Source organism: Mycobacterium sp. Panama NTM2 (genome assembly GCF_054355555.1).
On sequence record NZ_CM135953.1, the window covers coordinates 163674 to 186423 of the forward strand.

The window sequence follows — 22750 nt, forward strand, 5'->3', positions numbered from 1 at the left end:
TCGCACCGCCGACCGACAATTCACCGCGCCGAACCAACGACCTGTGGATGAACACGGATCTGGGGACAACTACGCCGGCGGCACGTCCTCCGGCCGTTCGGCGGCCAGATCCGATGCGCGCCGGCGCAGCCTGCGGTGTTCCACGTACAGCCAGCCCGCGCCGGCGGTCACCGCGACGACGGCGATCACCACCGCGATCACGGCCAGTCCGCTCTTGCCGACGGCGAACCCGCACAGTGAGAGCGCGAAAGCGATCAACCCCACCGCGATCATCGTGTGGCCCGGCCAATTGGCCGCATCCTTCAGAGTTTCACCGGCCACCGGACCCAACGGCGCGGCCCGGTCGGGCGATGCGTGCTTGTCGTATGTGTCCATGGTCGTGAGTCGCTGTGCGACAGGTCAATCCGAACGCCGTTACGGTGTGGCTCTGCTCACGTCGACGATCACTTGCGGGAAAGCCACTGGTGGAGACGGTGATAGATCTCCGGATGGTTGAGCAGATCGAAGTGATGAAGACCGGTCAGCACCAGTCCCGCGTCCTCGTCGAACGGCAGCCGGCGTTTACGGCCGCGACCCGAGGCGCTGGCCGGCCGCACCAGGTGATCGCCGAACACCATGCCGAGCGCCGCCGGTGCGGCCGAGGTCGCGACGAAGTGGTAGCGGGCATGGGGGAGGAACGGCACCTCGCGGCACCGGTCCCGCAGGAACTCGTCGGGGTCCGCCTCGGCCCAGTCGTCGTCCAGGACGGCACCGAAGCGCAGGTCCTTGATGCCGTCGCTGCGCAGGTTGAGCAACTCGGCGATCGACCGAGTCTCGCGGAGCCGGATCATCAGCCAACTCGCGGCGTTGACCCCTTTTTCCAGATCGGCACCGAGATGCGGGGAGCCCAGGCACACCACCTGGCGAGTGGCGCGGCACCAGCGGCGGTTGCGCTCCGCGGCGTAGTGGCAGGCCGAGCGGGCCACCAGCCCACCCATCGAATGGCCGATCAACACGATGCGACTGACCGGTACCGGCCACAGCTCCAGCAGGCGGGTCAGCAGGTCGTCGAGGGCATGCCCGTTGGTCGAGATATGCAGTCCGGTGTTGTAGCGGATCTCGATCGGGGTGTAACCCAGATCGTCGTGTAAGCGTTCGCCGTACCAGGTCGACGGGGCGCCCGTCAAGGGCCGCGGCGGCCGGTGCCACGACGACTCCGTCTGACACAGCCCGTGCACGAACACGGCCAGTTTGTCGGTGGGCTCGGGGAACGCCGCGCCGATGGCGCCCGGGGTCAGCGCCACCGCTCGTCCGTGCGCGCGGATCGCCATGGGAGCGGCGAACTCGTTGCCGCGGTCGGCGAGCTCGTCGCCGTAGATGCCGTTGAGTGCGGCGATGGCCTCTGCGACCCCCGGTCGCTCGTCGAGCGGTGGGTCGTCGTCGAACGCCAGCCCCGCCGCGGCGAGCTCGGCAACCTTCGGGGGGATGCGCGCGCCGGTCACGTCGAGCGCGCTGTAGACCGCGCCGGCGATGGCATCGTGCACGATCTCCACGGGCCGCGCCGCCGGTCCGATCGAGCTGAACACACGGCTCGCGATGCCGGTGTGCACGCCCCGGACCAGCGTGTTCAGTACTGTCAGACCTTCTGCCGCCACCTCGCCGAGGGACTGCATGTCCTGGGTACGCATGCTGACACCCCCTTCGGTGAACAGTTGTACTTACTCCAGGGTAAGGTGTGGGCGACTGCCAGGCAACGGTGTCTGTGCGGTCAGTCCCGCAGCGCATCCTCGATGCGCTGGACCTTGGCCGTGAGCTGGCCGGTGTGGCCCGGCCTGATATCGGCCTTGAGGACCAGGCTGACGCGCGGTGAGACGGCGGCGACCGCATCCACCGCGCGTTTGACCACGGCCATCACCTCGTCCCAGTCGCCTTCGATGTTGGTGAACATGGCGTTGGTCTCGGCGGGCAGGCCCGATGCGCGCACCACCCGCACCGCCTCGGCGACAGCGTCGCCCACCGAACCCGTGTCGTCTCCCGCCAGGGGACTGATGCTGAACGCGACGATCATCATGCGAGCCTACGGCCCGACCCCGGTAACACCTGGCAGTGCGAGAGCGATCATCACTGCAGGTCAGGGCTTCCACGATGGCGGCTGCCCAGGGTCCGTCGGCCCGCTGGCCAGGAGAATCACCCTCGGCGCTGTGCCACACTGGACGCAGTCGCGGGACTTGGAGGTACGTGAATGCGGCAGGCAAACAAGACTCGGTTGATCGCCGTGCTGTCGGTGATGACCGTGGTCGTCGGCATGGTGCTCAGCGCTCCCTCGGCCTTCGCGCAGCCCGACGTGGCCTCGCCGCCGGCGCCCGCGGACCCGTTCGCGCCGCCCCCGCTGCCCAATCCGCTGGCCTTCCCGAACCCGTTCGCGCCGCCCGCTCCTGCCCCGGTGACGCCCACCGCGGCCGATCCGTTCGCCGTGATCCCGGGACAGCCGATGCCCATCCCGGAAGGCACGCCGGCCGGCCAGAACCCGACACCGTTCGTGGGTCAGCCGCCGTTCGTCCCGCCGTCCTTCAACCCCACCAACGGCTCGATCGTGGGCGCGGCGAAGCCGATCTACATCAATTTCCAACGGCCGATCGCCAACCGGCAGATGGCGCAGGACGCCGTGCACATCTCCTCGGTGCCGCCGGTGCCCGGCCGTTTCTACTGGACCTCTGACACGCAACTGCGCTGGCGTCCGCAGGACTTCTGGCCGGCGGGCACCGTCGTCAACATCGACGCCGCAGGCACCAAGTCGAGCTTCACGGTGCCCGAGCAGCTGGTCGCCACCGTCGACGACTCGACGCACACGATGACGATCGTGCGCAACGGTGAGGTCGAGAAGACCTTCCCGGTGTCGATGGGCAAGTCCGACGGCAAGCACGAAACCAAGAACGGCACCTACTACGTGCTCGAGAAGTTCGCCGACATCATCATGGACTCCTCGACCTACGGGGTCCCCGTCGATTCGGCGGAGGGCTACAAGCTCAAGGTGCAGGACGCGGTCCGCATCGACAACAGCGGCATCTTCGTGCACAGCGCACCGTGGTCGGTCGGCGACCAGGGCAAGCGCAACGTCAGCCACGGCTGTATCAACCTCAGCCCCGCCAACGCGCAATGGTTCTACGACAACTTCGGCAGCGGCGATCCCGTCGTCGTCAAGAACTCCGAGGGCGGTCTGTACGACCAGCCCGACGGTGCGTCGGATTGGCAGATGTTCTGACGTTCTGACACTCCGGCCGCTCCCGGCCACCCGCCGTGCCACGATGGGGTGAGGCGAAGGGTGGGCGCGGATGCCCGGTGACGGCAAGGCGGTGGTCCGCACCGTCGGTGTGCTCCTGCTGACGCTGGTCGCCATGGTCGCCTTGCGCGGTGTGCTGCCGGGCGCGCCGCCCCCGACGCCCGACCGCACTCCCGACGGGCCGGGTTCTGAGGCCGCCGTCGTCATCATGCTTGTGCTGTCGGTGACGGCGCTCGCCGTGGCGGTACTCGCACGGGCCCGTACGCCGTGCCCACACCGCGCCAAGGGTGAGCCCCCGCGACGCGATGTCGGCACCGGGGCTGCGATCTCGTGGCGGCTACTGCTGATCGCGGCGGCCGTGCTGCTGGCCTGGCTGCTGATCGTCCTGCTGCTGATGCGGTGGGCGTCGTCGATCGACCCGGCTGACCCGGGTGGCGGCGCAGCGGTTGCCGAACACGCGCGCGATGCCCCGGCCGGCGGCCAGCGGGCCGACGCTGACCGCGGGGCCGGTGGAGGCGTGTTCGAGCTGCTGATGGGTACGGCAGTCGCGCTGCTCCTGCTCTCCGTCCTCGCCTCGCTCACCGCGCGCCGGCGCCGCTTCGCCCCGGCGACGGCCGCCACAGACGGGAGCCTGGACACCCCGCCGCCGCGGCCTGCTCCGGATCTGGCCCGGGCGACCGAGCGGGGACTGGCCGAGGTCGGGGACCGCAGCCGCGATCCACGGGAGGCGATCATCGCCTGCTACGTCGCGATGGAACAGGAGCTGGAGAAGTCACCGACCACCATCCCGCAGGCCTCTGACACCCCGGCGGAAGTGCTGGCGCGCGCCGTCGCCCGACGTGCCGTACACGCCGACAGCGCCGCGCAGCTGGTGGATCTGTTCGAGGAGGCGCGCTTCTCACCCCACGTCATGAACGAGGGCCACCGAGACGACGCCGTGCGCGCGCTGCAGGTGGTGCAGCGCGAGTTGCAGGGCGCCTCGTGACCAGGATCGTCGCCGCCGCGGTGGCGCTGATCGTCGCGGTGGAAGTCTGCGCGTTCGCGCTCGCCGATCGCGCCGTGGTGGTCGCCGTCACCGGTGCCGCCCTGGTGCTCGCGCTGCTGTGGATCCGCTGGCACCTCACCCGTAGCGCCGCCACTGATCCCGACATCTCCGCCGATACGGCCGCAGTGGCGTTGCAGCGCTGGCATTCTCGCACCGAGACACTGATCTCCTGGGCCGACTCGACCCGGGCGGACTGGGATCGTCGGCTACGCCCGATGCTGGCCCGACAGTTCGAGCTCGCGGTCGGCAACCGCATCCGCAAAGACCCGGACAGTGTCGAGACCACCGGGCGGATGCTGTTCGGCGAGCGGCTCTGGCCGTGGGTGGACCCGAACAACATCTCGCGCACAGGCGCCTCCGAGCCAGGGCCCGGCCGCGCCGCGCTCGACGAGATCCTGCAGCGGCTGGCGCGGCTGTGAACGCACCGATGGCCACCACCACCGCGGCGTGCGACGCAGTGCTCGACGAGATCGGCCGGGCGGTCGTGGGTAAGCGCGAGGCGTTGACACTGATCCTGATCACGGTGCTCGCCCGTGGGCACGTGCTCGTCGAGGATCTGCCCGGGCTCGGAAAGACGTTAATCGCCAAGTCGTTTGCGGCCGCCCTCGGGTTGCGCTTCACCCGCGTCCAGTTCACCCCTGATCTGCTGCCGGCCGACCTGTTGGGCTCGACGATCTACGACATGCAATCCGGCCGGTTCGAGTTCCGCGGCGGCCAGATCTTCACCAACCTGCTGCTGGGTGACGAGATCAACCGCACCCCACCCAAGACGCAGGCAGCGCTGCTGGAAGCGATGGCCGAACGCCAGGTGAGCATCGACGGTGTGACCCACCGGTTGCCCGAGCCCTTCCTGGTGCTGGCCACCGACAACCCGATCGAATACGAAGGCACCTACCCCCTGCCCGAAGCCCAACTGGATCGCTTCGCGTTGCGCCTGGAGTTGAAATACCTGTCGGCACAGGACGAGACGACGATGCTGCGGCGCCGGTTGGAGCGCGGTTCGGCGCCACCGGAGGTGACCCAGGTGGTGACCGCACGGGAACTGCTCGCGATGCAGGAGTCCGTCGAAATGGTGACGGTGCACGACGATGTGCTCACCTACGTCGTCACGCTGGCCGGCGCGAGCCGCCACCACCCACAGGTCGCCGTCGGAGCGAGTCCGCGCGCGGAGCTGGATCTAGTGCAATTGGCCCGAGCCCGCGCGCTGCTGGCCGGCCGCGACTTCGTGATCCCCGAGGACGTCAAGGCGCTGGCCGTGCCGGTGATGGCGCATCGGATCAGCCTGCGGCCGGAGATGTGGGTGCGCAAGGTGGCTGGTGCCGACGTCGTCGAGGACCTGCTGCGCCGTACGCCCGTCCCGCGCGCCCGGGGCACGTCGTGATCGCCGTCGAGATGCGCTGGCGTGCATCGCCATTGACGCGGTCCGTCGCGACTTCGGCGGCTCTGGCATTCGGTGCCGCGGTGGTCACCGGCCGCTGGGAGTTGGTCGCCTTCGCCGCGCCGCTGGTGGCGGTGCTCTGCTCGCTGGGATGGCAGCGGCCCGTGCCCGCGGTGACGGTGAGCGGAGATCCGTTGCAGCAACGCTGTTTCGAAGGTGAGCGGGTGCACGTCACGGTCAGCGCGAGCGCCGACGACGGCAGCGCCGTGCGGGTGACCGCCGGCGCTGCGGCAGGGATGAACGTCGAGCGCGGCGCCGGGGCAGGCGTGACCGTGTCGGCGCCGCGGTGGGGGCGCTACCCGATCGAGGCGACCGTGCGTGCCCTCGGCCGCGGCGGACTGCTCGAGGGAGTCGGTACTGCACCGGCCGCCCAGGTCTGCGTCTTCCCCGTCGCGCCGCCGCAGCCGACCGCGCTGCCCCGCACCGAATTGCTGGATCGACTCGGCACCCATCTGACCCGGCACACCGGCCCCGGCGTCGAGTACGCCGACATCCGGCCCTACGTGCCCGGCGACCAGTTGCGCACCGTCAACTGGCCCGTCAGCGCCCGTCGCGGGGCTCTGCACATCACCGAGCGGCTGACCGATCGCGCCGCCGATGTGGTGGTCCTGTTCGACACGTACGCGCAGCCGCCGGGGCCGGCCACCGTCGCGACCGAGCGGACCGCGCGCGGCGCCGCGCAGGTGGTGCAGAGCGCGCTGCGCTACGGCGACCGGGCCGGGCTCGTCGCCCTCGGCGGCCGCACCACCCGCTGGCTGGGCGCCGACATCGGCGCCCGACAGTTCTACCGCATCCTCGACACGATGCTGGGCGCCGCCGGCGGCAGTTACGAGTCGGGGACCGGCACCCTGGCGCCGCGCCCCGCCCTGCCCACCGGCGCGATCGTCGTCGCGTTCTCCACCATGCTGGACACCGAGTTCGCCCTTGCGCTCATCGACCTGCGCCGGCGGGGTCATCCCGTGGTGGCGGTGGACGTCCTGCAGGGCTGCCCCGTCGCCGGTGAGCTCGATCCGCTCGTCGATCGGGTGTGGGCGATGCAGCGCGCGTTCATGTACCGCGACATGGCGACCGTCGGAGTGGACATCGTGGCCTGGCCCGACGACGCCACACTCGACCAGGCGATGGCCCTGCTCCCGGAGCGCCGGGCGTGATGGCCATGAAGCTTCCGAAAGTGTTGCTGCCGTTGGCCTTTGCCTCGGTGATGATCGGCTCGGCGGTGAGCGGCGGGGCAGGGTGGGCGCTGGTGGCGGCCGGCACGGCCGCGGCCGCCGTCGGCGCCGCGATCTGGTGGCGCCCCGCGGCCACCGTCGCGGTGGCGGCAACCGTGCTCACAGTCCTGCTCGCCGGCACCCCGCCGCTGGCCGTGGCCCTCTCCGGCCTCGCGGCCGCCGCCTATCTGGTCACCCGGCACGATGCCGCGACGGTGCCGACGATGACGACGGTGGTCGCATTCGCCGTCACCACTGCTCTCGTCGCCGCGGTGCCCGTCGAGCTGCCGTGGATACCGCTCGCCGCGCCGCTGGTGCTCCTGGTCGCCTATCTGGTTGCGGTGCGGCCGTTCGTCACGCCCGATCGCCCGAGCACCTGATTCCTCGATGCCGGCCGTCGCGGAGCCGGAGGTGCGGGTTCCTGTGCTGAATCGTGCCGTAGCGTCGTGGCGTGAGCCGCGCCCTCGACATCCCCATCCCCGGCGGCCCCTACGCGCTCGCCCAGGGTCCGGACGGCGCCATCTGGGTGACCCTCATCCACAGCGGGGAGATCGCGCGGATCGCACCCGGCGGCGACGTCGACGTCCACCCCGTGCACCCCCAGAGCAAGCCGGCGATCATCGTGGCAGCGCCGGACGCGGCATCTGGTTCACCCGCAGCGGTGACGACCGGATCGGGCGAATCGGGACCGACGGTGCGCAGCGCGAGATCGAACTCCCGTCTGGCAGCGGACCTTTCGGTCTCTGCGTCGGAACCGACGGAGCGCTGTGGTTCACCACGATGACCTCGGGCACGGTGTGCCGGCTCGGCACGGACGACGAGGTGGACGTCGTGGCCGTGCCCAGCGGCACCCCGTCGATGATCACCGCGGGTCCCGACGACGCGATGTGGTTCACCCTGAACGAGAAGAGCGCAGTCGGGCGGGTGGACATGACCGGAAACGTCAGCGTCCGGCCGACACCGACCCCGGCGGCCGGACCTGTCGGCATCGCGGCGACCCACGACGATGCGGTGTGGTTCACCGAGATCCGCGCAGACAGGCTGGGCCGCATCCCGATGAACGAGGCGATCCAGGAACTCGAGTTGCCGGGCAAACCCCATGCGGTGGTGGCCGACCACGCCGACGGGGTCTGGGTCAGCCTCTGGGAAAGCGACCAGATCGTGCGGGTCGGTGCCGACGGGGAGGTCGCGACCATCGACCTGCCCGCAGGCAGCGAACCGCACGGACTCCTGATGGCAGCCGACGGCGGACTGTGGGTCGCCCTGGAGGCGGGCTACGTCCTGCGGCTACCCGTCAGCTGAGTCAGTTCCAGATACGCACGCGCCGTTCGGGTTCCAGGTACAGCTCGTCGCTCTCGCTGACGTCGAAGGCTTCGTAGAAGGCATCCATGTTGCGCACCACGCCATTGCAGCGGAACTCCGGCGGGGAGTGCGGGTCGATCGCCAGGCGTCGGATCGCTTCGGCCTCGCGGGATTTGGTGCGCCACACCTGGGCCCAGCCGAAGAACACGCGCTGCTCGCCGGTCAGCCCGTCGATCACCGGCGCCGGCCTGCCGCCCAGCGACAGCCGGTAGGCCAGGAGTGCGATCGAGAGTCCGCCGAGATCGCCGATGTTCTCGCCGACGGTGAACGCGCCGTTGACGTGATGTGACGGTTCGAGCCCGCGCGGGGTGAACGTCTCGTACTGCTCGATCAATGCCTTTGTGCGCGATCCGAATTCAGTGCGGTCCTCGTCGGTCCACCAGTCCACCAGGTTGCCGTCACCGTCGTACTTGGCGCCCTGATCGTCGAAGCCGTGCCCGATCTCGTGCCCGATCACCGCGCCGATGCCGCCGTAGTTGGCGGCGTCGTCGGCGTCGGCGTCGAAGAACGGCGGCTGCAGGATCGCCGCGGGGAACACGATCTCGTTCATGCCGGGGTTGTAATACGCGTTGACCGTCTGCGGCGTCATGAACCACTCGTCGCGGTCGACCGGGCCGCCGAGCTTGGCGAGGTCGCGGTCGTACTCCAACGTGTAGCCGCGGCGGTAGTTGCCGTAGAGATCGTCGCGGGCGATCACCAGCGAGGAGTAGTCACGCCACTTCGCCGGGTAGCCGATCTTCGGCGTGAACTTGTCGAGCTTGGCGAGTGCCTTCTCCCGCGTCGCCGGGGTCATCCACTCCAGCTCGTTGATCGACACCCGGTACGCCTCACGCAGATTGGCCACCAGCTCGTCCATCCGCGCCTTCGCCTGCGGCGGGAAGTACCGCTCGACGTAGAGCCGGCCCAGCGCATCTCCCATCAGCGACTCGACCACCGACACGCCCCGCTTCCAGCGGTCGCGGATCTGCTCGGTGCCCGAGAGCAGCCGGCCGTAGAACGCGAAGTCCTCGGCGACCAGCTCGTCGGTCAGCAGCGAGGCGCGGGCGTGGATGAGCCGCCAGCGCAGCCACGTCTTCCACGTCTCGAGGGACTCGCTCGACCACAGCGCGGCGAACGCGGTCAGATAGTCGGGCTGTCGTACGACCACCTCGGCCGGGGACGCGCCCAGCGCGCCCAGCCAGCCGCCCCAGTCGAAGCCCGGCGCCTCGGCGACCACGTCGGCCAGCGTGCGCAAGTTGTAGGTGAGGTCGGCGTCGCGGCGCTTGACCACGTCCCAGTGCGCGGCCGCGAGCTTGGTCTCCAGCGCGACGATCGTCGATGCGCTGTCGCTGTGGTCGCCTCCCAGGACGAGGGCGAACATCGCGGCGATGTGGCGGGGGTAGGCGGCCAGGATCTCGGCGTGCTGCTCGTCGCGGTAGTAGGACTCGTCGGGCAGGCCGATGCCGGACTGGGTCATGTGCAGCAGGTAGCGGGTCGAGTCCTTGGAGTCGGTGTCGACGTACACACCGGTGCCGCCGCCGATGCCGGTGCGCTGCAACTCGCCGAGCACCCGGGCCAGCGCCTCGGGGGTGTCGGCGGCGTCGACGAGGGCCAGCTCCTCCAGCAGCGGGGTCAGCCCGCGCTCGCGAATCGTCTCCTCGTCCATGAAGCTCGCGAAGAGATCGCCGATGCGCTGCTGATCGGTCCTTTCCGGCGCGTGCGCCTCGGCCGCCTCGGTGATGAGGTCGCGGATCTGCTCCTCGGCGCGGTCGTAGAGCGTGCGGAACGCGCCATCGGTGGCCCGGTCCGCGGGGATCTGGTACTCGGCGAGCCAGCGGCCGTTGACGTGACCGAACAGATCGTCCTGCGGTCTGGCGTCGCCGTCGACGTAGCGCAGATCGATACCGGACTTGAGGGATGTCGCTTCTACCGTCACCCCGACATCCTTCCAGAACTGCCCGGGTACCCTCACCGGCATGCCCGATGACCAGCCCGGATCCAGCGCGGGCCCCGAACCCGACCGTGAGGAGGGGGCGCCGGACCGCACCGTGAGCGGCTACGGCATCGCCTCGGCGGTCCTGGCCGTCGTCGCCGTCGTCGCTGTCGTCCTGTCGGCGATGATCTGGACCGGCCATCACAACGAGACCGAGGAACGGGCCTACCGCACCCGTGTGCTGCAGGCGGCCGCCGAGTGGACCGGTGTGCTGATCAACATGACCGCCGACACCGTCGACACCGATCTCGCCACCCTGCACGACGGCACCGTCGGCCAGCTCAACGCCGACTTCGAGCGGACCGTCGAGCCCTACCGACAGCTGGTTCGCACACTCAAGTCACGCACCACGGGCCAGCTCAACGCCGTCGCGCTGGAGAGCGTCTACCACGCTGCGCCCGGGATGCCCGCCGCACCGCCGCCGCCCGAGCTGGCCGGGTTCGCCAGCCGGACCGACACGGTGTTGGTGGTCGCCACATCGCTGAGCGAGAACGCAGGCACCGACACACCCCAGACCGTGCGGTGGACGCTGCGCATCGACGTCTCCGATGTCGACGGCAGACTGCTGATCTCCCGGCTGGAGCCCATCCGATGAAGAACCTGCTGCGCGTCGCGCTCTTCGATGTGCTCGCACCGCTGGCCGCCGTGGCCGCACTGATCTACATCGGCATGGCGCTGGCCTGGCCGCTGTGGTGGGTGTCGGTGTGTTCGGTGCTGTGCCTGCTCGTGGTCCAGGGCGTGATCGTCAACATCGTGCTCGCCCGCCGCGACGCGGTGACCGTCGGTACCGACGACGACGGGCCGGGGCTGCGGCTGGCGGTGATCGGGACGGCGGCGGCCGCACTGATCGCCGCGGCGGTGGTCGGATACACGCAGTGGACGGTGCCCGATCGCACGTTGAACTCCGACAGTATCGAGGTCACCGGCATCGCCAGCAGTGTCGCCGAGGCGTCGGCGACGTTCACGCCGCAGGATCCGACCGCCTCGATCGACCGCGCGACGCAGATGATGTCGCCCGAGAGCGCGCAGCGGTTCAAGGCCGATTTCGCCACTGTCGCCAAGGATCTGGGCGGGCGCAATGTGTCGGCGCAGGCCAGCACGGTGTCGGCGGGCGTGGAGGCCATCGGGCCGCAGGCGGCCAGCGTGGCCGTGGTGCTGCGCGGTACGCAGAGCTCGCCGGGCAAACCGACCGACAGCGCGGTGCTCGCGCTGCGGGTGTCGCTGGTCAAGACCGACGGCCGCTGGCTGGTCGAAGACGTCTCGCCGCTGCACTCCCGCTAGGCCGGCGCCGCGCCGCCAGGGGGAAGCCAGGGCTGTGATCAGCCGGCGATCACGACCCGGAACGCTGATATGGAATGCGTTGTGTCAAGTGGGCAGGGTGAAGCGGCGGCCTCAACCGTCGTTGCGGCCGCCGCTTCGTCGGTCAGTGCTGGGTGTCGAGTGTCGGGACTGGCGCGCGTGTCTTGGCGACGGCTTGTCAGTCTGAAATGCGCGGGTTGGTTACCGCAGGACGGTGTTTCGAGTGACGGTGGACCGCTGTCTATTCACGAGCGTGGCCCCGAGGGTGGGGTTGCTCATAGCATTCTCGCGGGTCACCGTCAGCGTGCCCGCCAGTACCCGGCATCGACGTCAGCTACTGAACGTTGTGGGGGGATTTACTCCTCGAGCACGGCCAGTGACCAGCACCAGCCGGCCAGCTCCCGGGCGATGGCCGCGTTGGCCACCGCGGGCCGTTTGGCGCGGGCATCGAACCCGCGCCAGCGGGTGTGCAGGCGTTGGTTGGCTTGTTGGCCGCGTCGGCGGGCGGTCGGGCTGGCGGCCTGCCAGCGCCGCCGCAGCTCGACACCGGGACGATAAGGGCGGCGGTGATGCCAGGCCGCCTCGACCAACAACCGGCGGGCATGAGCGTTTCCGGTTCGGGTGATCGAACCCTGCACCCGCGACACGCCGGAGGAGTACTCGGTGGGCACCAACCCCAGGTAGGCCCCAATAGAACGGCCGGTCAACCGGGACCAGTCCCCGATCTCGACAGCCAACCCGAACGCGGTCAATGTCGAGACTCCACGAAGGCAGCCCAGCCGCCGCACCACCGGGGTGAACTCACTGTCGACCGCCATCGCCGCGATCGCTGCGTCGAGGCGGTCGCGGCGATCCACACACGCCAGCATGGCTTCGAGCGCGGTGTCATAGGCCGCCTGGGCAGGAACGGGGAAGTGCTGCCGACGCAACCACCTCAGGTGTGTGAGCGTCCAGGCAGGGCCGCCGGAGTAGATGATGTTGTGGCGCAACAGCAACGCCCCCACGCGGTGGCGGGCCCGCATCAGATCAGCCCGGGCGTCTTCACGGGCCCGCACCAAATCCCGGGCTGCTTCGCGTTCGACGCTGGGCACACACACCTCTGTGATCTCACCCAGATGCAGCAACCGCGCCAGATGCGCGGCATCACGGGCATCGGTCTTCACCCGATCACCGCACGGACGCACCAACTTCGACGGAGCAGCGACCAGACACGACACCTCGTTGTCCAGCAGTGCCCGGGCCAACCCGAAACCTGTCGGGCCTGCTTCATAGGTCACCGCGACCGGGCCGGGTAACCCTTGTACCCAGTCCAGGATCTCGCGGTGATCGGTACCGAGCCGGCGCGTGAACACCTCACCGGTCTCACCGTCTAACCCACACCCGAATACCGAACGTGCATGCACGTCCAAGCCAACACTCGTACGCTGAATCTTCACTGGGGCCTCCCACAGTTGTGGCTCTACCGGCCAGGACCCAATTCCTGACGGCAACCCACGTTCACATGTGGTGAGGCCCCAGCCTCCCCATAGCGTCTATTCCGCGGCCGGGATCGGTCAGCGCTGGCTGCGCATCTTCGCGAAGCGCTCCGACAGCCGGCCCATCCTGATCATCAGCGACGCCGGCGGGCTGACGGTGCCGCCGAGATACGCGGCGAAGTCGACGGGAGCCACCCCGATCCGCGAGGCGAACTCCTGCTCGCCCAGGCCCGAGCGCTCGAGCAGCAGCCGCACGTGACGGCCCACCTCGGCACATTCGTTGGCCTCGAGATGCTCCCGGGTCCGCACCAGCACCTCCGACATCGCCTTCGACACCCCGTACGGCTCGGCGGTCTCGAGGACCTCTTCGACCTGACGGGCGGTACGGCCATAGGGATCTCGCTTGATGGCCACCACGATGCGCTGCCAGACGGCGAGGTCATCTCGTTCGAGCGCGGCCCGGATGGCAGCCGTCGGCCAGAATTCGACGGGCCGGTCGTCGGAGTGCGTGCCCGGCGACGGCCGCTGTTTCGGCGACGACCGCTGTTCGGACGACACAGTCACCTCGCCTCCTCCAACATCGCCACTGCGACCGACAGGCACCGCTGCCTGGCTCCGGCCCACTCGGTCTCCGCGTCGGGCCCCGAGGCGGCGACGTCGGGCCCGTCGGAAGGCCGGGGATCGGCCAGGCGGCGCACCAACTGGGTGGCCACCCAGTGCTCACGCGCCGGTTGACCACAGTAGTACCGGTCCATGCCGGTGAGTACTTCCGCCGCGGTCTGCGTGTCCATCGAGGCGACGAGTTCGGCGAACTCCGAGTAGTCGCGGGCGCTGTTGCGCTCCATGATCAGGAAGCTCTTCAACCGCAGGGTCTCGGCACCGGTGGGGATCTGCAGCCGGTCCCCGGTGGGCAGCAGCACGTTGGTGGTCTCCATCGGGCTGATCCGCTCCAACTGCGCAGGACCGGCTCTTTCGGTGGCTCTTTCTATGGCCAGGGCGTCGAGCGCCACGTCGAGGCGGCCCCGCCACATGGTGACCGGATGCTTGGGCAGCTTCACTGCGACGGTCTTGCCGTGCGCCCGGTTGCTGATGGCCGCCGGCACCCGTCCCTCGTTCTTCAACCGTCCCGGCACCAACTTGCCGCACGGCTGGCAGCCGCTGAAGGCCAGCGGGTCAGCCACCGTGATCGCCTGTGGCGCAAGGGTTTTGAGTTTCGCCGCCGATTTGACGACGGTGCGCAGGTCGGCCCCCGACGGCGCGAGTGCCGAGATGTCGTCGGGGATGATGATGAGGTCACCGATGTCTGCCTTGGGCAACGGCTTCTCGAAGTCCACCGACGGCAGCACCCGGTCCAGCCAGCGCGGCAGCCACCAGTTCCACTCGTCGAACATCGCCATCAGCGCGGGCACCAGCACCAGCCGCACCACCGTCGCGTCCACGGCGATCGCGACCGCGCACGCCACGCCGAGCTGGGCCACCAGCGGCATGCCGGCGAACGCGAACCCGATGAACACCGCGATCATGATCAGCGCGGCGCTGGTGATGGTGCGGGCACTGGTCGACACCCCGTAGGCGACCGCGTCGCGGGTGTTACCGGTCTGCAGGAACCGCTCCCGAATCCGGGTGAGCAGGAAGATCTCGTAATCCATCGACAGGCCGAAGGTCAGTGCGAGCACCAGCGGCGGGATGGTGCTGTCCAGCGACGAGAGCTGTTTGAAGCCCAGACCCTCCAACCACCCCCACTGGAAGACCGCCACCAGGGAGCCGTAGGCGGCCGCCACCGAGAGCACGGTCATCACCACGCCCTTGAGCGCGAGGAAGACCGAGCGGATCGACACCAGCAGCATCACGAACGCGATGAGCGCGACGAACGCGAACACCGCCGGTTGGATCGCGGCGACCCGGTCGTCGAAGTCCTTGATCAACGCCGTGGGCCCGCCCACCGAGATCGTCGCGTTGCCCCCCGCCACCGCGGGCAGTTGTGCCCGCATCCAGTCGACGGTGTCGCGCGCGCCCATGTCCTCCGGATCGACCGACAGCACCGCGGAGAGCAGCGCGCTGCGGTAGTCGGTGCCGAACACCGCCGGAGACACCGACACCGTGTTCGGCGCCTGGGCCATCTTCTGCCGGATCGCGTCGAGCAGCGGCTGTTTGGCCGGCGCGGACGCGGCGTTGCCGTCGGGGAACGTGACCAGCACGCGGACCGGGCCGAGTGCGCCGGGGCCCAGCGCCTCGGCGGCGGCGTTGACGCCACCGCGGATCTCGTGGGTGGGATCGAACTGTCGCTGCATGCTGTTGCCGAGCGCCATCGAGAAGGCCGGCGCCGCCAGGGCCAGCAGCAGCGCCGCCGCACCCAGCGCCGACAACCACGGCCTGCGCATCACCCCGCCCGTCCAGCGGGTCCAGAACTTCGACTGCGTCGCCTCGATGCCGCGGCCCCAGTGCAGGTACGACGAGCGTCGCGCGGCCCGGCGGCCGAACGTGGCCAGGACCGCGGGAGTCAGCGTCGTCGACGTGAGGACGGCCACCGCGACGGCGAGGATCGCGCCGGTGGCCATCGACCGCAGCACGGGGGTGTTGATCAAGTAGATGCCGGTGACGGACGCGATCACCGTCAGACCCGACAGCACCACCGCCAGCCCCGACGTCGCCATCGCGGCGTCGGCAGCGTCCTGCGGTTCGCGGCCGGCGCGCAGTTCCTCGCGGAAGCGCATCAGGATGAACAACGAGTAGTCGATGGCCACGGCGATGCCGAACATCGAGACGGTCGAGGTCACGAACACCGACATCGTGGTGTACATCGAGAGCCAATAGACCAGGCCCATCGTGACCGCGACGGTGCACACACCCAGCAGCAGCGGCATCGCCGCGGCGGCGAACGACCCGAACACCGCCAGCAGCACGATCAGCACGATCGGCAGGTTCCACCGCTCGGCCTGGGCGATGTCGTGTTTGGTGGCCAGCGTCGCCGCGGCGCCCAACGCGCCCTGCCCGATGACGTAGAAGCGCACCTTGCCGTTCTCGGTCTGGCCCGGGTCTTCGCCGACGATGCCGACTTTCTGGCGCAGTTGCTTGGCGATGTCGACCGCGCCGGTGTTCTCGAACCCGAGCTGCAGCGTGATCACATAGGGCCGGTCGGGCTGGGGTGGTGGCTGACCCGGGTTGGGCATCACGGTGACGCTGGGCACCTCGGCGGCGATCTTCTCCAGATACGCCACCGCGGCGTTCATGTCATCGAAAGAGGCGTCCGGTCGGGGTGCGGCGACCAGCGCCAACGGGGACGCACCTTGATCGGGGAACTGTGCCTCGAGTTGGCGCTGCACGTACAGCGACTGTGAGCCCTCGACCTCAAAACCGCCGCCGGTCAGGTTGCCCGACTGGTTCATCGCGAGGTAGATCGAGGGGACGAGGAGCAGCAGCCACACCGCGAAGACCGCCCAGCGGAATCTGCGCAGGTTGCTGCTCACGCGCATCATGAACTGCTGGATGGGACGTCCCCACTTTCTCCCCGGCCTTTCGTAGCGAAAGGGTACAGCAGTCGGTTGTGAGGACACCTGCGCAAACGCTCCTGCCAGAGATGCCTCATGCAGCTCTAATTCGCGCCCTGCCCGATCGCTCGATTGGGCGTCGGGCGCCGGTGATGGCACGATGGCCTCGAGGTGGGCTAGATGATGTCCGTCGGTCGGGGATCTTTGCTGTTGACCGTAGGAGCGCCTGCGGCGTCACCAGGCGCCCGCGGGCCGTGAGGAGTTCGTCATGTTTGCACGCACGATGTCCACCGCGCGCCGCGTGGGCGCCGCGACCGCGGCCGTAGTCGCCGCCGGTGGTGCCGCGGTGCTGATGGCCGGGCCGGGCGCGCCGGCCGGGCAGGCCGCGCCGGACCCGTGCGCGGCCAGCGAGGTCGCCAAGACCGCAGGTGCGGTGGCCACCGACACCGGCACCTATCTGGAAACCCACCCGCAGACCAACCAGGCGCTGACGCTGATCGCCAAGCAGCAGGGTGGAGCGCAGTCCCTGGGCGCACTCAAGTCCTACCTGGACGCCAACCCTCTCGTTCAGGCCGATCTCCAGCGCCTGCAGAAGCCGTTGACGTCCTTGGCCGCTCAATGTCAGCTGCCGGTGACGTTGCCGCAATTGCTCGGTCTGGTGCAGGCCGCCTCGCCGGGCCCCGCCTCTCCAGCGTCGCCCGTGTCGTCTCCTGCCGCGGCGGGCATGGGGGCCGGGGCGGCCGAAGCCACCCCCGGGGACGCCCCGACGGCGCCGCTGCGGTGAGGAGATTTCTCACCAACCGTTAATTGCTCGGCAGGAAAGTCGGCTACCGGTCTGCTTAGCTTTCTAGGATGGTCGGCAGACCGGCCCGACAGGCGCCGGCTCCACCACTGCTGAAGGAGACTTCATGTTGATCTCGGGCCCCATCCTGCGCCGCGCCGTTGCGGGCGCACTGGGCGCGGGCGCGGTCGCCGGCGCCTCGCTGTTCGGCGCGATGCCGATGGCTTCGGCGCAGCCGGCGCTGCCGCCGAACTGCACGGCGGCCGACTTCGCCGGGGTCGCCTCCGGCGTCTCCGCGTCGACCTCGGCGTACCTGTTCACCCATCCGCAGGTCAACGACTTCTTCTCCGGTCTGCAGGGCTTGCCGATGGATCAGCTCCGCCCCAAGGTGGTCGACTACATGAACGCCAATCCGCAGGTCAAGGCGGAGATGACGGCGATTCGGCAGCCACTGATCGACATCAAGAACCGGTGCGGCTTCTCGGAGCAGGACACCAACGGACCGCTCTTCCCATAGGCGCCATGCGAGACAGGGTGGATGCTTCGCCCACGCGTGGGGGGGAGCTGTCCGCCCAGGACGGCGCGGGTCGGACGGTGCTGATGGTGGACGACGACCCGGATGTCCGGACCTCGGTGGCTCGCGGTCTGCGGCATTCGGGGTTCGACGTCAGGGTCGCCGCGACGGGCAAGGAGGCGTTGCGGCTGCTGTCGAGCGAGTCGCACGACGCGCTGGTGCTCGACGTGCAGATGCCCGAACTCGACGGCGTCGCGGTGGTGACGGCGCTGCGTGCCCTCGGCAACGACATCCCGATCTGCGTGCTGTCGGCGCGCGACACCGTCAACGACCGCATCGCGGGCCTGGAGGCGGGCGCCGACGACTACCTGACCAAGCCGTTCGATCTCGGTGAGCTGGTGGCACGCCTGCACGCGCTGCTGCGCCGTGCCCATCACTCCGATCCGATGTCGGACACGATGACGGTGGGATCGCTGACCATCGACACGTCGCGCCGGCTGGTGTTCGTCGCCGGCGAACGCGTCGAGTTGACCAAGCGGGAGTTCGATCTGCTCGCCGCGCTGGCCGAGAACGCCGGCGTGGTGTTGAGTCGGCAGCGGCTGCTGGAACTGGTGTGGGGCTACGACTTCGACGTCGACACCAACGTCGCCGACGTGTTCGTCTCGTACCTGCGGCGCAAGCTCGAGCGCGACGGCCAGCCGCGGGTGATCCACACCGTGCGCGGCATCGGCTACGTGCTGCGGGAGGAACCGTGAGAAGCCTGGTCCCGGGCGCGCGGTGAGGCTTCCGCGCGCCTTACGGTCGGCATCGCTTCGCACCAGGGTCGCCATCGCGTCGGCGGCCGCCGCGGCCGCGGTGGTCGCGGCGTTCACGATCCTGACCTCACTCGTGCTGGCCAACAACGACGCGGCACAGCTGGATCGCCGTCTCGATGCGATCGTCGATGCCAGCGTGTATCCCGAGCAGCTCACCGATCAGCGCCGCGGCGTACTCCAGACGGGCCGGTCCCGCTCCTCGGGACAGGTGGTCTATCAGCGCGGCTTCCAGCTCCCCGCGTTGCCGCCGGGCACCCAGACCGTCACGGTCAACGGGGTCGAATACCGGGTGCGCACCCTGCCGGTCGACCAGAACGGCGGCGTGCTGATGTCGATCGGCATCCGCGCCGACAGCATCCTGCTCAACCGGGCTCGGGTGCCGCTGGCCATCGCCGTGGCTGTGGTGACGGTGCTGATCGCCGCCGGATTGGGCTGGCTGCTGGCCGGGCCGGCGATCCGGCCGTTGCGCCGGCTCACCGAACACACCAAGAACCTGGGCCAGGGCTCGGAGACGATGCCGGAGGTGCGCGGGGTCCGCGAGGCGGAGGATCTGTCCGAGGCGATGAGCGCGATGCTGGACCGGCTCGCCGCCGCGCAGCGCGCCACCAGCAACTCGCTGCAGGCCGCGCAGGACTTCGCGGCCAACGCCGCCCACGAACTGCGCACCCCGCTGACCGCGATGCGTGCGGACCTGGACACGTTGCGCATTCACGACCTCCCCGCCGATGAGCGCGACGAGGTGGTCGCCGATCTCTCCCGGGCGCAGCGCCGGGTGGAGGGCATCATCACCGCGCTGGGTCAGCTGGCGTCGGGTCAGCTGGCCCAGGCCGAGGACCGCGAAATCATCGACGTGACCGACATGCTCGACCGGGTGGCCCGGGAGAACATGCGGGTCAACCGGGACGTCACGATCGAGGTGCACGCCGCCGACACCCTCGGTTTCGTGCTGGGCTGGCCGGGTGGGCTGCGGCTGGCGGTCGACAACCTGGTGCGCAACGCGATCACGCACGGGCATGCCACCCGGATCGTGCTGGCCTCCTACCGGCGGTCCACAGACGACGGCACCGTCGTGACGATCGTCGTCGACGACAACGGCCGCGGGCTGCCCGTCGACGAGCACGAGAGCGTGCTGGGCCGCTTCTCCCGCGGCAGCAACGCCGCCCCGGGCGGATCGGGTCTCGGGTTGGCCCTCGTCGCGCAGCAGGCGGCGCTGCACGGCGGCGCCATCGAACTGTCCGACGGACCCCTCGGTGGCCTGCGAGCCACCCTCACGGTATCGACACAGCCTGTGCCGCAGGCAGATTCAGCGGACTGACCGGGCGATCGCCCGCCAACCCAACAGCAGCGCCGCGGTGGTGAGCGTGGCGACCACGATGAAGCTGACCGCGGTGCCCTGGCCGCTGATCTTGCGCAGCAGCATCCCGGCGATGACCGTCGCCACCCACACCACGACGCCGGTCGGTACCAGCGCCACCGGGCGTCGCCACGCGCGGGCGAGCACCCAGCCGAGCGCGGTGCCGGCCAGGAACGGCCACGCCGTCTGTGCCACGCCCGCCACCGTCAGTCCCTCGGCGTGGCTGCGGCGCCCGATCGCGCAGAACACCAGGACGCAGACCACGTCGGCGGCCAACGCGGCCGGTGCGCGGCTACCGGCCCGCATAGGTCATCAGGTCGTCCTGCAGCGGCATGACGTCGCGTTGCGGCTTGGCATCCGTGGCGGGCGGCAGCGTGACGGGTCGCCCCGCACTCAGCGGGTCCTGCGAGTCGGGCACCCTGCCCTGCAGGTCGAACGACGAGAACACGAACGGCAGACCGTCCGAGCGCAGCGGATCGGGCGTGCTCATCACGTGGAAGTGCAGGTGCGGGGCGTCGGTGTTGCCGGTGTTGCCGAGGTGGGCCAACGACTGCCCGGCGGTGAGCCGGTCACCCGGTTTGACCGTGATGCTCCCCGTTTGCAGATGCGCATACAGCGCATAGTTGCCGCCGCCGAGATCCTGCACGACGTGGTTGCCCGGGTACTGGTCCAGTGTCAGGCCTTTCGGCGCGGCGAACGGCGTCTCCTCGGCCATCCCGTCGACGACAGCGACCACCGGACCGTCGGCGACGGCGTGCACGTCGGTGCCGTAGTACGGAAAGCCGGTCAGATCCGAGGGCGCGCCGGTGAACAGCTTGCCGTCGGGCATCAGCTGCACGTAGTCGATCGCGAATCGTTCGGCGACCCAAGTGCTTCCGTTGATCGGATTGAGTGCGCCGCGGTGCCCGGAGATGCCACAGCAGCCGTCGCCGTCGAGCCAGTTGGGTCCTGACAGCGGCGGGTCGATGGTGATGGGCTTGCGCTTCTGCACCGCCACCGGCGCCACCTCTTCGACCAACGCCGCCGGGATCAGCGGTGGCTGCGGGCGGCGCACCGACAGCCCCAGCGCGTGGACGAGCCGCTCGGGTGCCGGGCTGTCGGCGGGCAGCGCGACGTCCAGCCACACGTGTGCGGTCTGCGCGGGTCCCAAAACGCCTGTGGGAGCCGGACTTCCGGCCAGTCGCGTGACGGCGGTGAGACGATCGGTGGGCAGTGTCAAAAGGGTCTGGTCGCCGGCGCGCACCTCCAGCGAGGTGAGCGACACCTCCTGCGACAGCGTGTTCGTCAGGGTGAGCTCGTAGACCAGGTGCGTCTTGCCGTCGGTCGCCGGAACCGGAATCGGTTCGGCCACTGCCTGCGCCAGCACCGGGGTGACCACCGACGGTTCGGCCGGGCCGGGGCGGGGTGTGGGGCTCGGCGCCGCGGCGGCCGAGGTCGGCGTCGTACTGGACGCGGACGTCGAGGTGGAGGTCTCGGGGGAGGACGATTGCGAGCAGGCCGAAGAGAGCGCAGTGATGGCAGCCATCGTCAGGACGGCGAGGGTTCGGGGGAACGTCATGAGGCCTGCTGGGTCTCCTCGGGTGGCGGCGGATGCGGCGCATCCGGATCGGGGCTGAACTGCGGACAGATCTCCTCGACGGTGGCCGGCGCGGCCGCGGGCGTCTCGGTGTCGGACGGGATGTCGCTGTCGAGGTCCCCCTCGGTGCGGAACATGAAGAAGAACACCACCCACCCGATCGCGGCGATGAAGATCCAGCTGATCAGCCGGTAGATCAACATCGCCGAGATCGCCGAAGCCAGCGACATGCCGCTGGACACCAGCCCGGGTACCAGGACCGCCTCCACCACCAGCAGCCCGCCGGGCATCAACGGGATGGATCCGACGGCGCGCGCGGCGGCGTAGGCCACGGTCACGCCGGCCAGCGACGGGTGACCCCCGGTGGCGTAGCAGGCGGCCAGCAGACAGCCGACGTCGGCGATCCAGTTGAACAGCGACCAGCTGAACGCGACCGACAGATCGCGGCGGCCCAGCTGCACCGACTCGAGCTGGGAGAGGATCTCGCGCCACTTCGTCAGGCCCGTGTCGGGTGCCCGGCCGCGGGCGGAGTTGAACCAGCTCAGCACCCGCACCCCGATGCCGTCGATCAGCTCGGGGCGGGTCGCCACGGCCTGCGCCAGCAGCACCAGCGCGAGGAAGCCGCCGAGCGAGAAGATCAGCGACAGCGGGTTCTTGCTGGCGCCCAGCAGGAACGCGCCGCCGAGTCCGAGCAGCGCCAGACCCACGACCTGCAGCACACCCGACATCACTAGCTGCCACGACGCCACCAGCGGGGAGGCGCCCCACAGCCGCTGCTGCCGATAGATGAACGTCGCCGACAGCACGGGACCGCCCGGCATCGTGGTCGACAGTGCGTTGCCGGCGTAGAACGCGGCCTCGCTGCGCCACTGGTGCACGCGCACGCCGGCCGAGGCCAGCAGGGTGCGCTGGATCTGGGCGAAACTGTGCATCGACGCCATCGCGGCCAGCGCCGCGACGCCCACCCACCACCAGTTCGCCGAGTACAGGCTCTTCCACGCCTTGGCCAACTGATCGCGCACCAGCACCAGTTCGACGGCCAGCACGATGAGCGCGACGGCGATGAGCACCCATCGCAGCCACCAGTACTTGCCCCGGGCGGGCCGCTCCGGACCGGCGCCGGCCGCGTGCGGCTGCATCGGAGGAGCGTCGTGTGACACGTCC

22 protein-coding genes and 1 pseudogene are annotated in these 22750 nt (G+C 69.7%); 13 read left to right on the forward strand and 10 right to left on the reverse strand.

Translation table 11 applies throughout. The features are described 5' to 3' along the window. Nucleotides 1-69 precede the first annotated feature (69 nt). From ACXYX3_RS00865 to ACXYX3_RS00875, 3 genes are all read right to left on the reverse strand, one after another. Nucleotides 70-375 (reverse strand): protein UsfY, encoded by a 306-nt coding sequence (locus tag ACXYX3_RS00865; protein WP_458609766.1) that lies wholly within the window; start codon nt 373-375, stop codon nt 70-72. Nucleotides 376-443: 68 nt separating this feature from the next. Then, the gene (locus ACXYX3_RS00870) at nt 444-1667 is read right to left on the reverse strand and encodes an esterase/lipase family protein (RefSeq protein ID WP_458609767.1); all 1224 of its coding nucleotides are present in this window, start codon (nt 1665-1667) and stop codon (nt 444-446) included. An 80-nt stretch (nt 1668-1747) separates the two neighbouring features. Next, nucleotides 1748-2047, reverse strand: coding sequence for an MTH1187 family thiamine-binding protein (locus ACXYX3_RS00875; protein WP_458609768.1), 300 nt, complete (start codon nt 2045-2047; stop codon nt 1748-1750). Between the two features lie 174 nt (nt 2048-2221). Here ACXYX3_RS00875 and ACXYX3_RS00880 point away from each other — a divergent pair, with 174 nt between their 5' ends. The 7 genes and pseudogenes from ACXYX3_RS00880 to ACXYX3_RS00910 all read left to right on the forward strand — a co-directional run bounded on the left by ACXYX3_RS00880 (nt 2222) and on the right by ACXYX3_RS00910 (nt 8252). Beyond that, a complete protein-coding gene (locus ACXYX3_RS00880; RefSeq protein WP_458609769.1) occupies nt 2222-3241 on the forward strand; it encodes a L,D-transpeptidase in 1020 nt (339 codons plus the stop codon). A gap of 70 nt (nt 3242-3311) precedes the next feature. Next, nucleotides 3312-4244, forward strand: coding sequence for a DUF4129 domain-containing protein (locus tag ACXYX3_RS00885; protein ID WP_458609770.1), 933 nt, complete (start codon nt 3312-3314; stop codon nt 4242-4244). Further along, the gene (locus ACXYX3_RS00890; protein ID WP_458609771.1) at nt 4241-4723 is read left to right on the forward strand and encodes a hypothetical protein; all 483 of its coding nucleotides are present in this window, start codon (nt 4241-4243) and stop codon (nt 4721-4723) included. Before ACXYX3_RS00885 ends, ACXYX3_RS00890 begins: the two co-directional genes overlap by 4 nt. After that, on the forward strand, nt 4720-5685 hold the full coding sequence (locus ACXYX3_RS00895; RefSeq protein WP_458609772.1) for an AAA family ATPase: 966 nt from the start codon (nt 4720-4722) through the stop codon (nt 5683-5685). The genes ACXYX3_RS00890 and ACXYX3_RS00895 overlap by 4 nt, the downstream gene beginning before the upstream one ends. Beyond that, entirely contained in the window at nt 5682-6893 is a 1212-nt protein-coding gene (locus ACXYX3_RS00900; RefSeq protein ID WP_458609773.1) for a DUF58 domain-containing protein, read from the forward strand. Before ACXYX3_RS00895 ends, ACXYX3_RS00900 begins: the two co-directional genes overlap by 4 nt. Nucleotides 6894-6898: 5 nt before the next feature. Further along, nucleotides 6899-7330, forward strand: coding sequence for a hypothetical protein (locus ACXYX3_RS00905; protein WP_458609774.1), 432 nt, complete (start codon nt 6899-6901; stop codon nt 7328-7330). 71 nt (nt 7331-7401) lie between these two features. Next, a pseudogene (locus ACXYX3_RS00910) lies at nt 7402-8252 on the forward strand (Vgb family protein). Between the two features lies 1 nt (nt 8253). On the opposite strand, the gene ACXYX3_RS00915 reads toward ACXYX3_RS00910, so the two are convergent. After that, complete coding sequence (locus ACXYX3_RS00915) at nt 8254-10227, reverse strand: M13 family metallopeptidase (RefSeq protein WP_458609775.1); 1974 nt, start codon at nt 10225-10227, stop codon at nt 8254-8256. 40 nt (nt 10228-10267) lie between these two features. On the opposite strand from ACXYX3_RS00915, the gene ACXYX3_RS00920 reads away from it, so the two are divergent. Both ACXYX3_RS00920 and ACXYX3_RS00925 read left to right on the forward strand, forming a co-directional pair. Then, nucleotides 10268-10879, forward strand: a complete 612-nt coding sequence (locus tag ACXYX3_RS00920; RefSeq protein ID WP_458609776.1) for a hypothetical protein — start codon at nt 10268-10270, stop codon at nt 10877-10879. Then, entirely contained in the window at nt 10876-11565 is a 690-nt protein-coding gene (locus ACXYX3_RS00925) for a hypothetical protein (RefSeq protein WP_458609777.1), read from the forward strand. The genes ACXYX3_RS00920 and ACXYX3_RS00925 overlap by 4 nt, the downstream gene beginning before the upstream one ends. Nucleotides 11566-11939: 374 nt before the next feature. Here ACXYX3_RS00925 and ACXYX3_RS00930 read toward each other — a convergent pair whose 3' ends face one another. From ACXYX3_RS00930 to ACXYX3_RS00940, 3 genes are all read right to left on the reverse strand, one after another. Next, complete coding sequence (locus ACXYX3_RS00930) at nt 11940-13019, reverse strand: IS110 family RNA-guided transposase (RefSeq protein ID WP_458609779.1); 1080 nt, start codon at nt 13017-13019, stop codon at nt 11940-11942. A 117-nt stretch (nt 13020-13136) separates the two neighbouring features. Next, entirely contained in the window at nt 13137-13622 is a 486-nt protein-coding gene (locus ACXYX3_RS00935; protein ID WP_458609780.1) for an XRE family transcriptional regulator, read from the reverse strand. Further along, the gene (locus ACXYX3_RS00940) at nt 13619-16534 is read right to left on the reverse strand and encodes an MMPL family transporter (protein ID WP_458609781.1); all 2916 of its coding nucleotides are present in this window, start codon (nt 16532-16534) and stop codon (nt 13619-13621) included. The genes ACXYX3_RS00935 and ACXYX3_RS00940 overlap by 4 nt, the downstream gene beginning before the upstream one ends. A gap of 280 nt (nt 16535-16814) precedes the next feature. Between ACXYX3_RS00940 and ACXYX3_RS00945 the strand changes: the two genes are divergently transcribed. The 4 genes from ACXYX3_RS00945 to ACXYX3_RS00960 all read left to right on the forward strand — a co-directional run bounded on the left by ACXYX3_RS00945 (nt 16815) and on the right by ACXYX3_RS00960 (nt 19971). Continuing rightward, complete coding sequence (locus ACXYX3_RS00945; RefSeq protein WP_458609782.1) at nt 16815-17330, forward strand: hemophore; 516 nt, start codon at nt 16815-16817, stop codon at nt 17328-17330. A 124-nt stretch (nt 17331-17454) separates the two neighbouring features. Beyond that, nucleotides 17455-17844, forward strand: a complete 390-nt coding sequence (locus ACXYX3_RS00950) for a heme-binding protein (RefSeq protein WP_241206830.1) — start codon at nt 17455-17457, stop codon at nt 17842-17844. Nucleotides 17845-17849: 5 nt separating this feature from the next. Further along, nucleotides 17850-18596, forward strand: coding sequence for a response regulator transcription factor (locus ACXYX3_RS00955; protein WP_304654338.1), 747 nt, complete (start codon nt 17850-17852; stop codon nt 18594-18596). A 22-nt stretch (nt 18597-18618) separates the two neighbouring features. Next, nucleotides 18619-19971, forward strand: a complete 1353-nt coding sequence (locus tag ACXYX3_RS00960; protein WP_458609783.1) for a sensor histidine kinase — start codon at nt 18619-18621, stop codon at nt 19969-19971. Here the strand turns inward: ACXYX3_RS00960 and ACXYX3_RS00965 are convergent. The 3 genes from ACXYX3_RS00965 to ACXYX3_RS00975 are packed head-to-tail and all read right to left on the reverse strand — an operon-like array spanning nt 19960 to nt 22746. Then, the gene (locus tag ACXYX3_RS00965) at nt 19960-20316 is read right to left on the reverse strand and encodes a DUF3054 domain-containing protein (protein ID WP_458609784.1); all 357 of its coding nucleotides are present in this window, start codon (nt 20314-20316) and stop codon (nt 19960-19962) included. The genes ACXYX3_RS00960 and ACXYX3_RS00965 overlap by 12 nt on opposite strands. Beyond that, the gene (locus ACXYX3_RS00970) at nt 20303-21568 is read right to left on the reverse strand and encodes a M23 family metallopeptidase (RefSeq protein WP_458609785.1); all 1266 of its coding nucleotides are present in this window, start codon (nt 21566-21568) and stop codon (nt 20303-20305) included. The genes ACXYX3_RS00965 and ACXYX3_RS00970 overlap by 14 nt, the downstream gene beginning before the upstream one ends. Next, nucleotides 21565-22746 carry a lysylphosphatidylglycerol synthase transmembrane domain-containing protein gene (locus ACXYX3_RS00975; protein ID WP_458609786.1) on the reverse strand — a complete coding sequence of 394 codons (1182 nt, stop codon included), beginning with the start codon at nt 22744-22746 and terminating at the stop codon, nt 21565-21567. Before ACXYX3_RS00975 ends, ACXYX3_RS00970 begins: the two co-directional genes overlap by 4 nt. Between the last annotated feature and the right edge of the window lie 4 nt (nt 22747-22750).

Excerpts from the sequence above, each read along its gene's own strand:
- ACXYX3_RS00865 (WP_458609766.1), bottom strand. The coding sequence starts at position 375 with ATGGACACATACGACAAGCACGCATCGCCCGACCGGGCCGCGCCGTTG.
- ACXYX3_RS00870 (WP_458609767.1), bottom strand. The coding sequence starts at position 1,667 with ATGCGTACCCAGGACATGCAGTCCCTCGGCGAGGTGGCGGCAGAAGGT.
- ACXYX3_RS00875 (WP_458609768.1), bottom strand. The coding sequence starts at position 2,047 with ATGATCGTCGCGTTCAGCATCAGTCCCCTGGCGGGAGACGACACGGGT.
- ACXYX3_RS00880 (WP_458609769.1), top strand. The coding sequence starts at position 2,222 with ATGCGGCAGGCAAACAAGACTCGGTTGATCGCCGTGCTGTCGGTGATG.
- ACXYX3_RS00885 (WP_458609770.1), top strand. The coding sequence starts at position 3,312 with ATGCCCGGTGACGGCAAGGCGGTGGTCCGCACCGTCGGTGTGCTCCTG.
- ACXYX3_RS00905 (WP_458609774.1), top strand. The coding sequence starts at position 6,899 with ATGAAGCTTCCGAAAGTGTTGCTGCCGTTGGCCTTTGCCTCGGTGATG.
- ACXYX3_RS00920 (WP_458609776.1), top strand. The coding sequence starts at position 10,268 with ATGCCCGATGACCAGCCCGGATCCAGCGCGGGCCCCGAACCCGACCGT.
- ACXYX3_RS00925 (WP_458609777.1), top strand. The coding sequence starts at position 10,876 with ATGAAGAACCTGCTGCGCGTCGCGCTCTTCGATGTGCTCGCACCGCTG.
- ACXYX3_RS00940 (WP_458609781.1), bottom strand. The coding sequence starts at position 16,534 with ATGATGCGCGTGAGCAGCAACCTGCGCAGATTCCGCTGGGCGGTCTTC.
- ACXYX3_RS00945 (WP_458609782.1), top strand. The coding sequence starts at position 16,815 with ATGTTTGCACGCACGATGTCCACCGCGCGCCGCGTGGGCGCCGCGACC.
- ACXYX3_RS00950 (WP_241206830.1), top strand. The coding sequence starts at position 17,455 with ATGTTGATCTCGGGCCCCATCCTGCGCCGCGCCGTTGCGGGCGCACTG.
- ACXYX3_RS00955 (WP_304654338.1), top strand. The coding sequence starts at position 17,850 with ATGCGAGACAGGGTGGATGCTTCGCCCACGCGTGGGGGGGAGCTGTCC.
- ACXYX3_RS00965 (WP_458609784.1), bottom strand. The coding sequence starts at position 20,316 with ATGCGGGCCGGTAGCCGCGCACCGGCCGCGTTGGCCGCCGACGTGGTC.
- ACXYX3_RS00970 (WP_458609785.1), bottom strand. The coding sequence starts at position 21,568 with ATGACGTTCCCCCGAACCCTCGCCGTCCTGACGATGGCTGCCATCACT.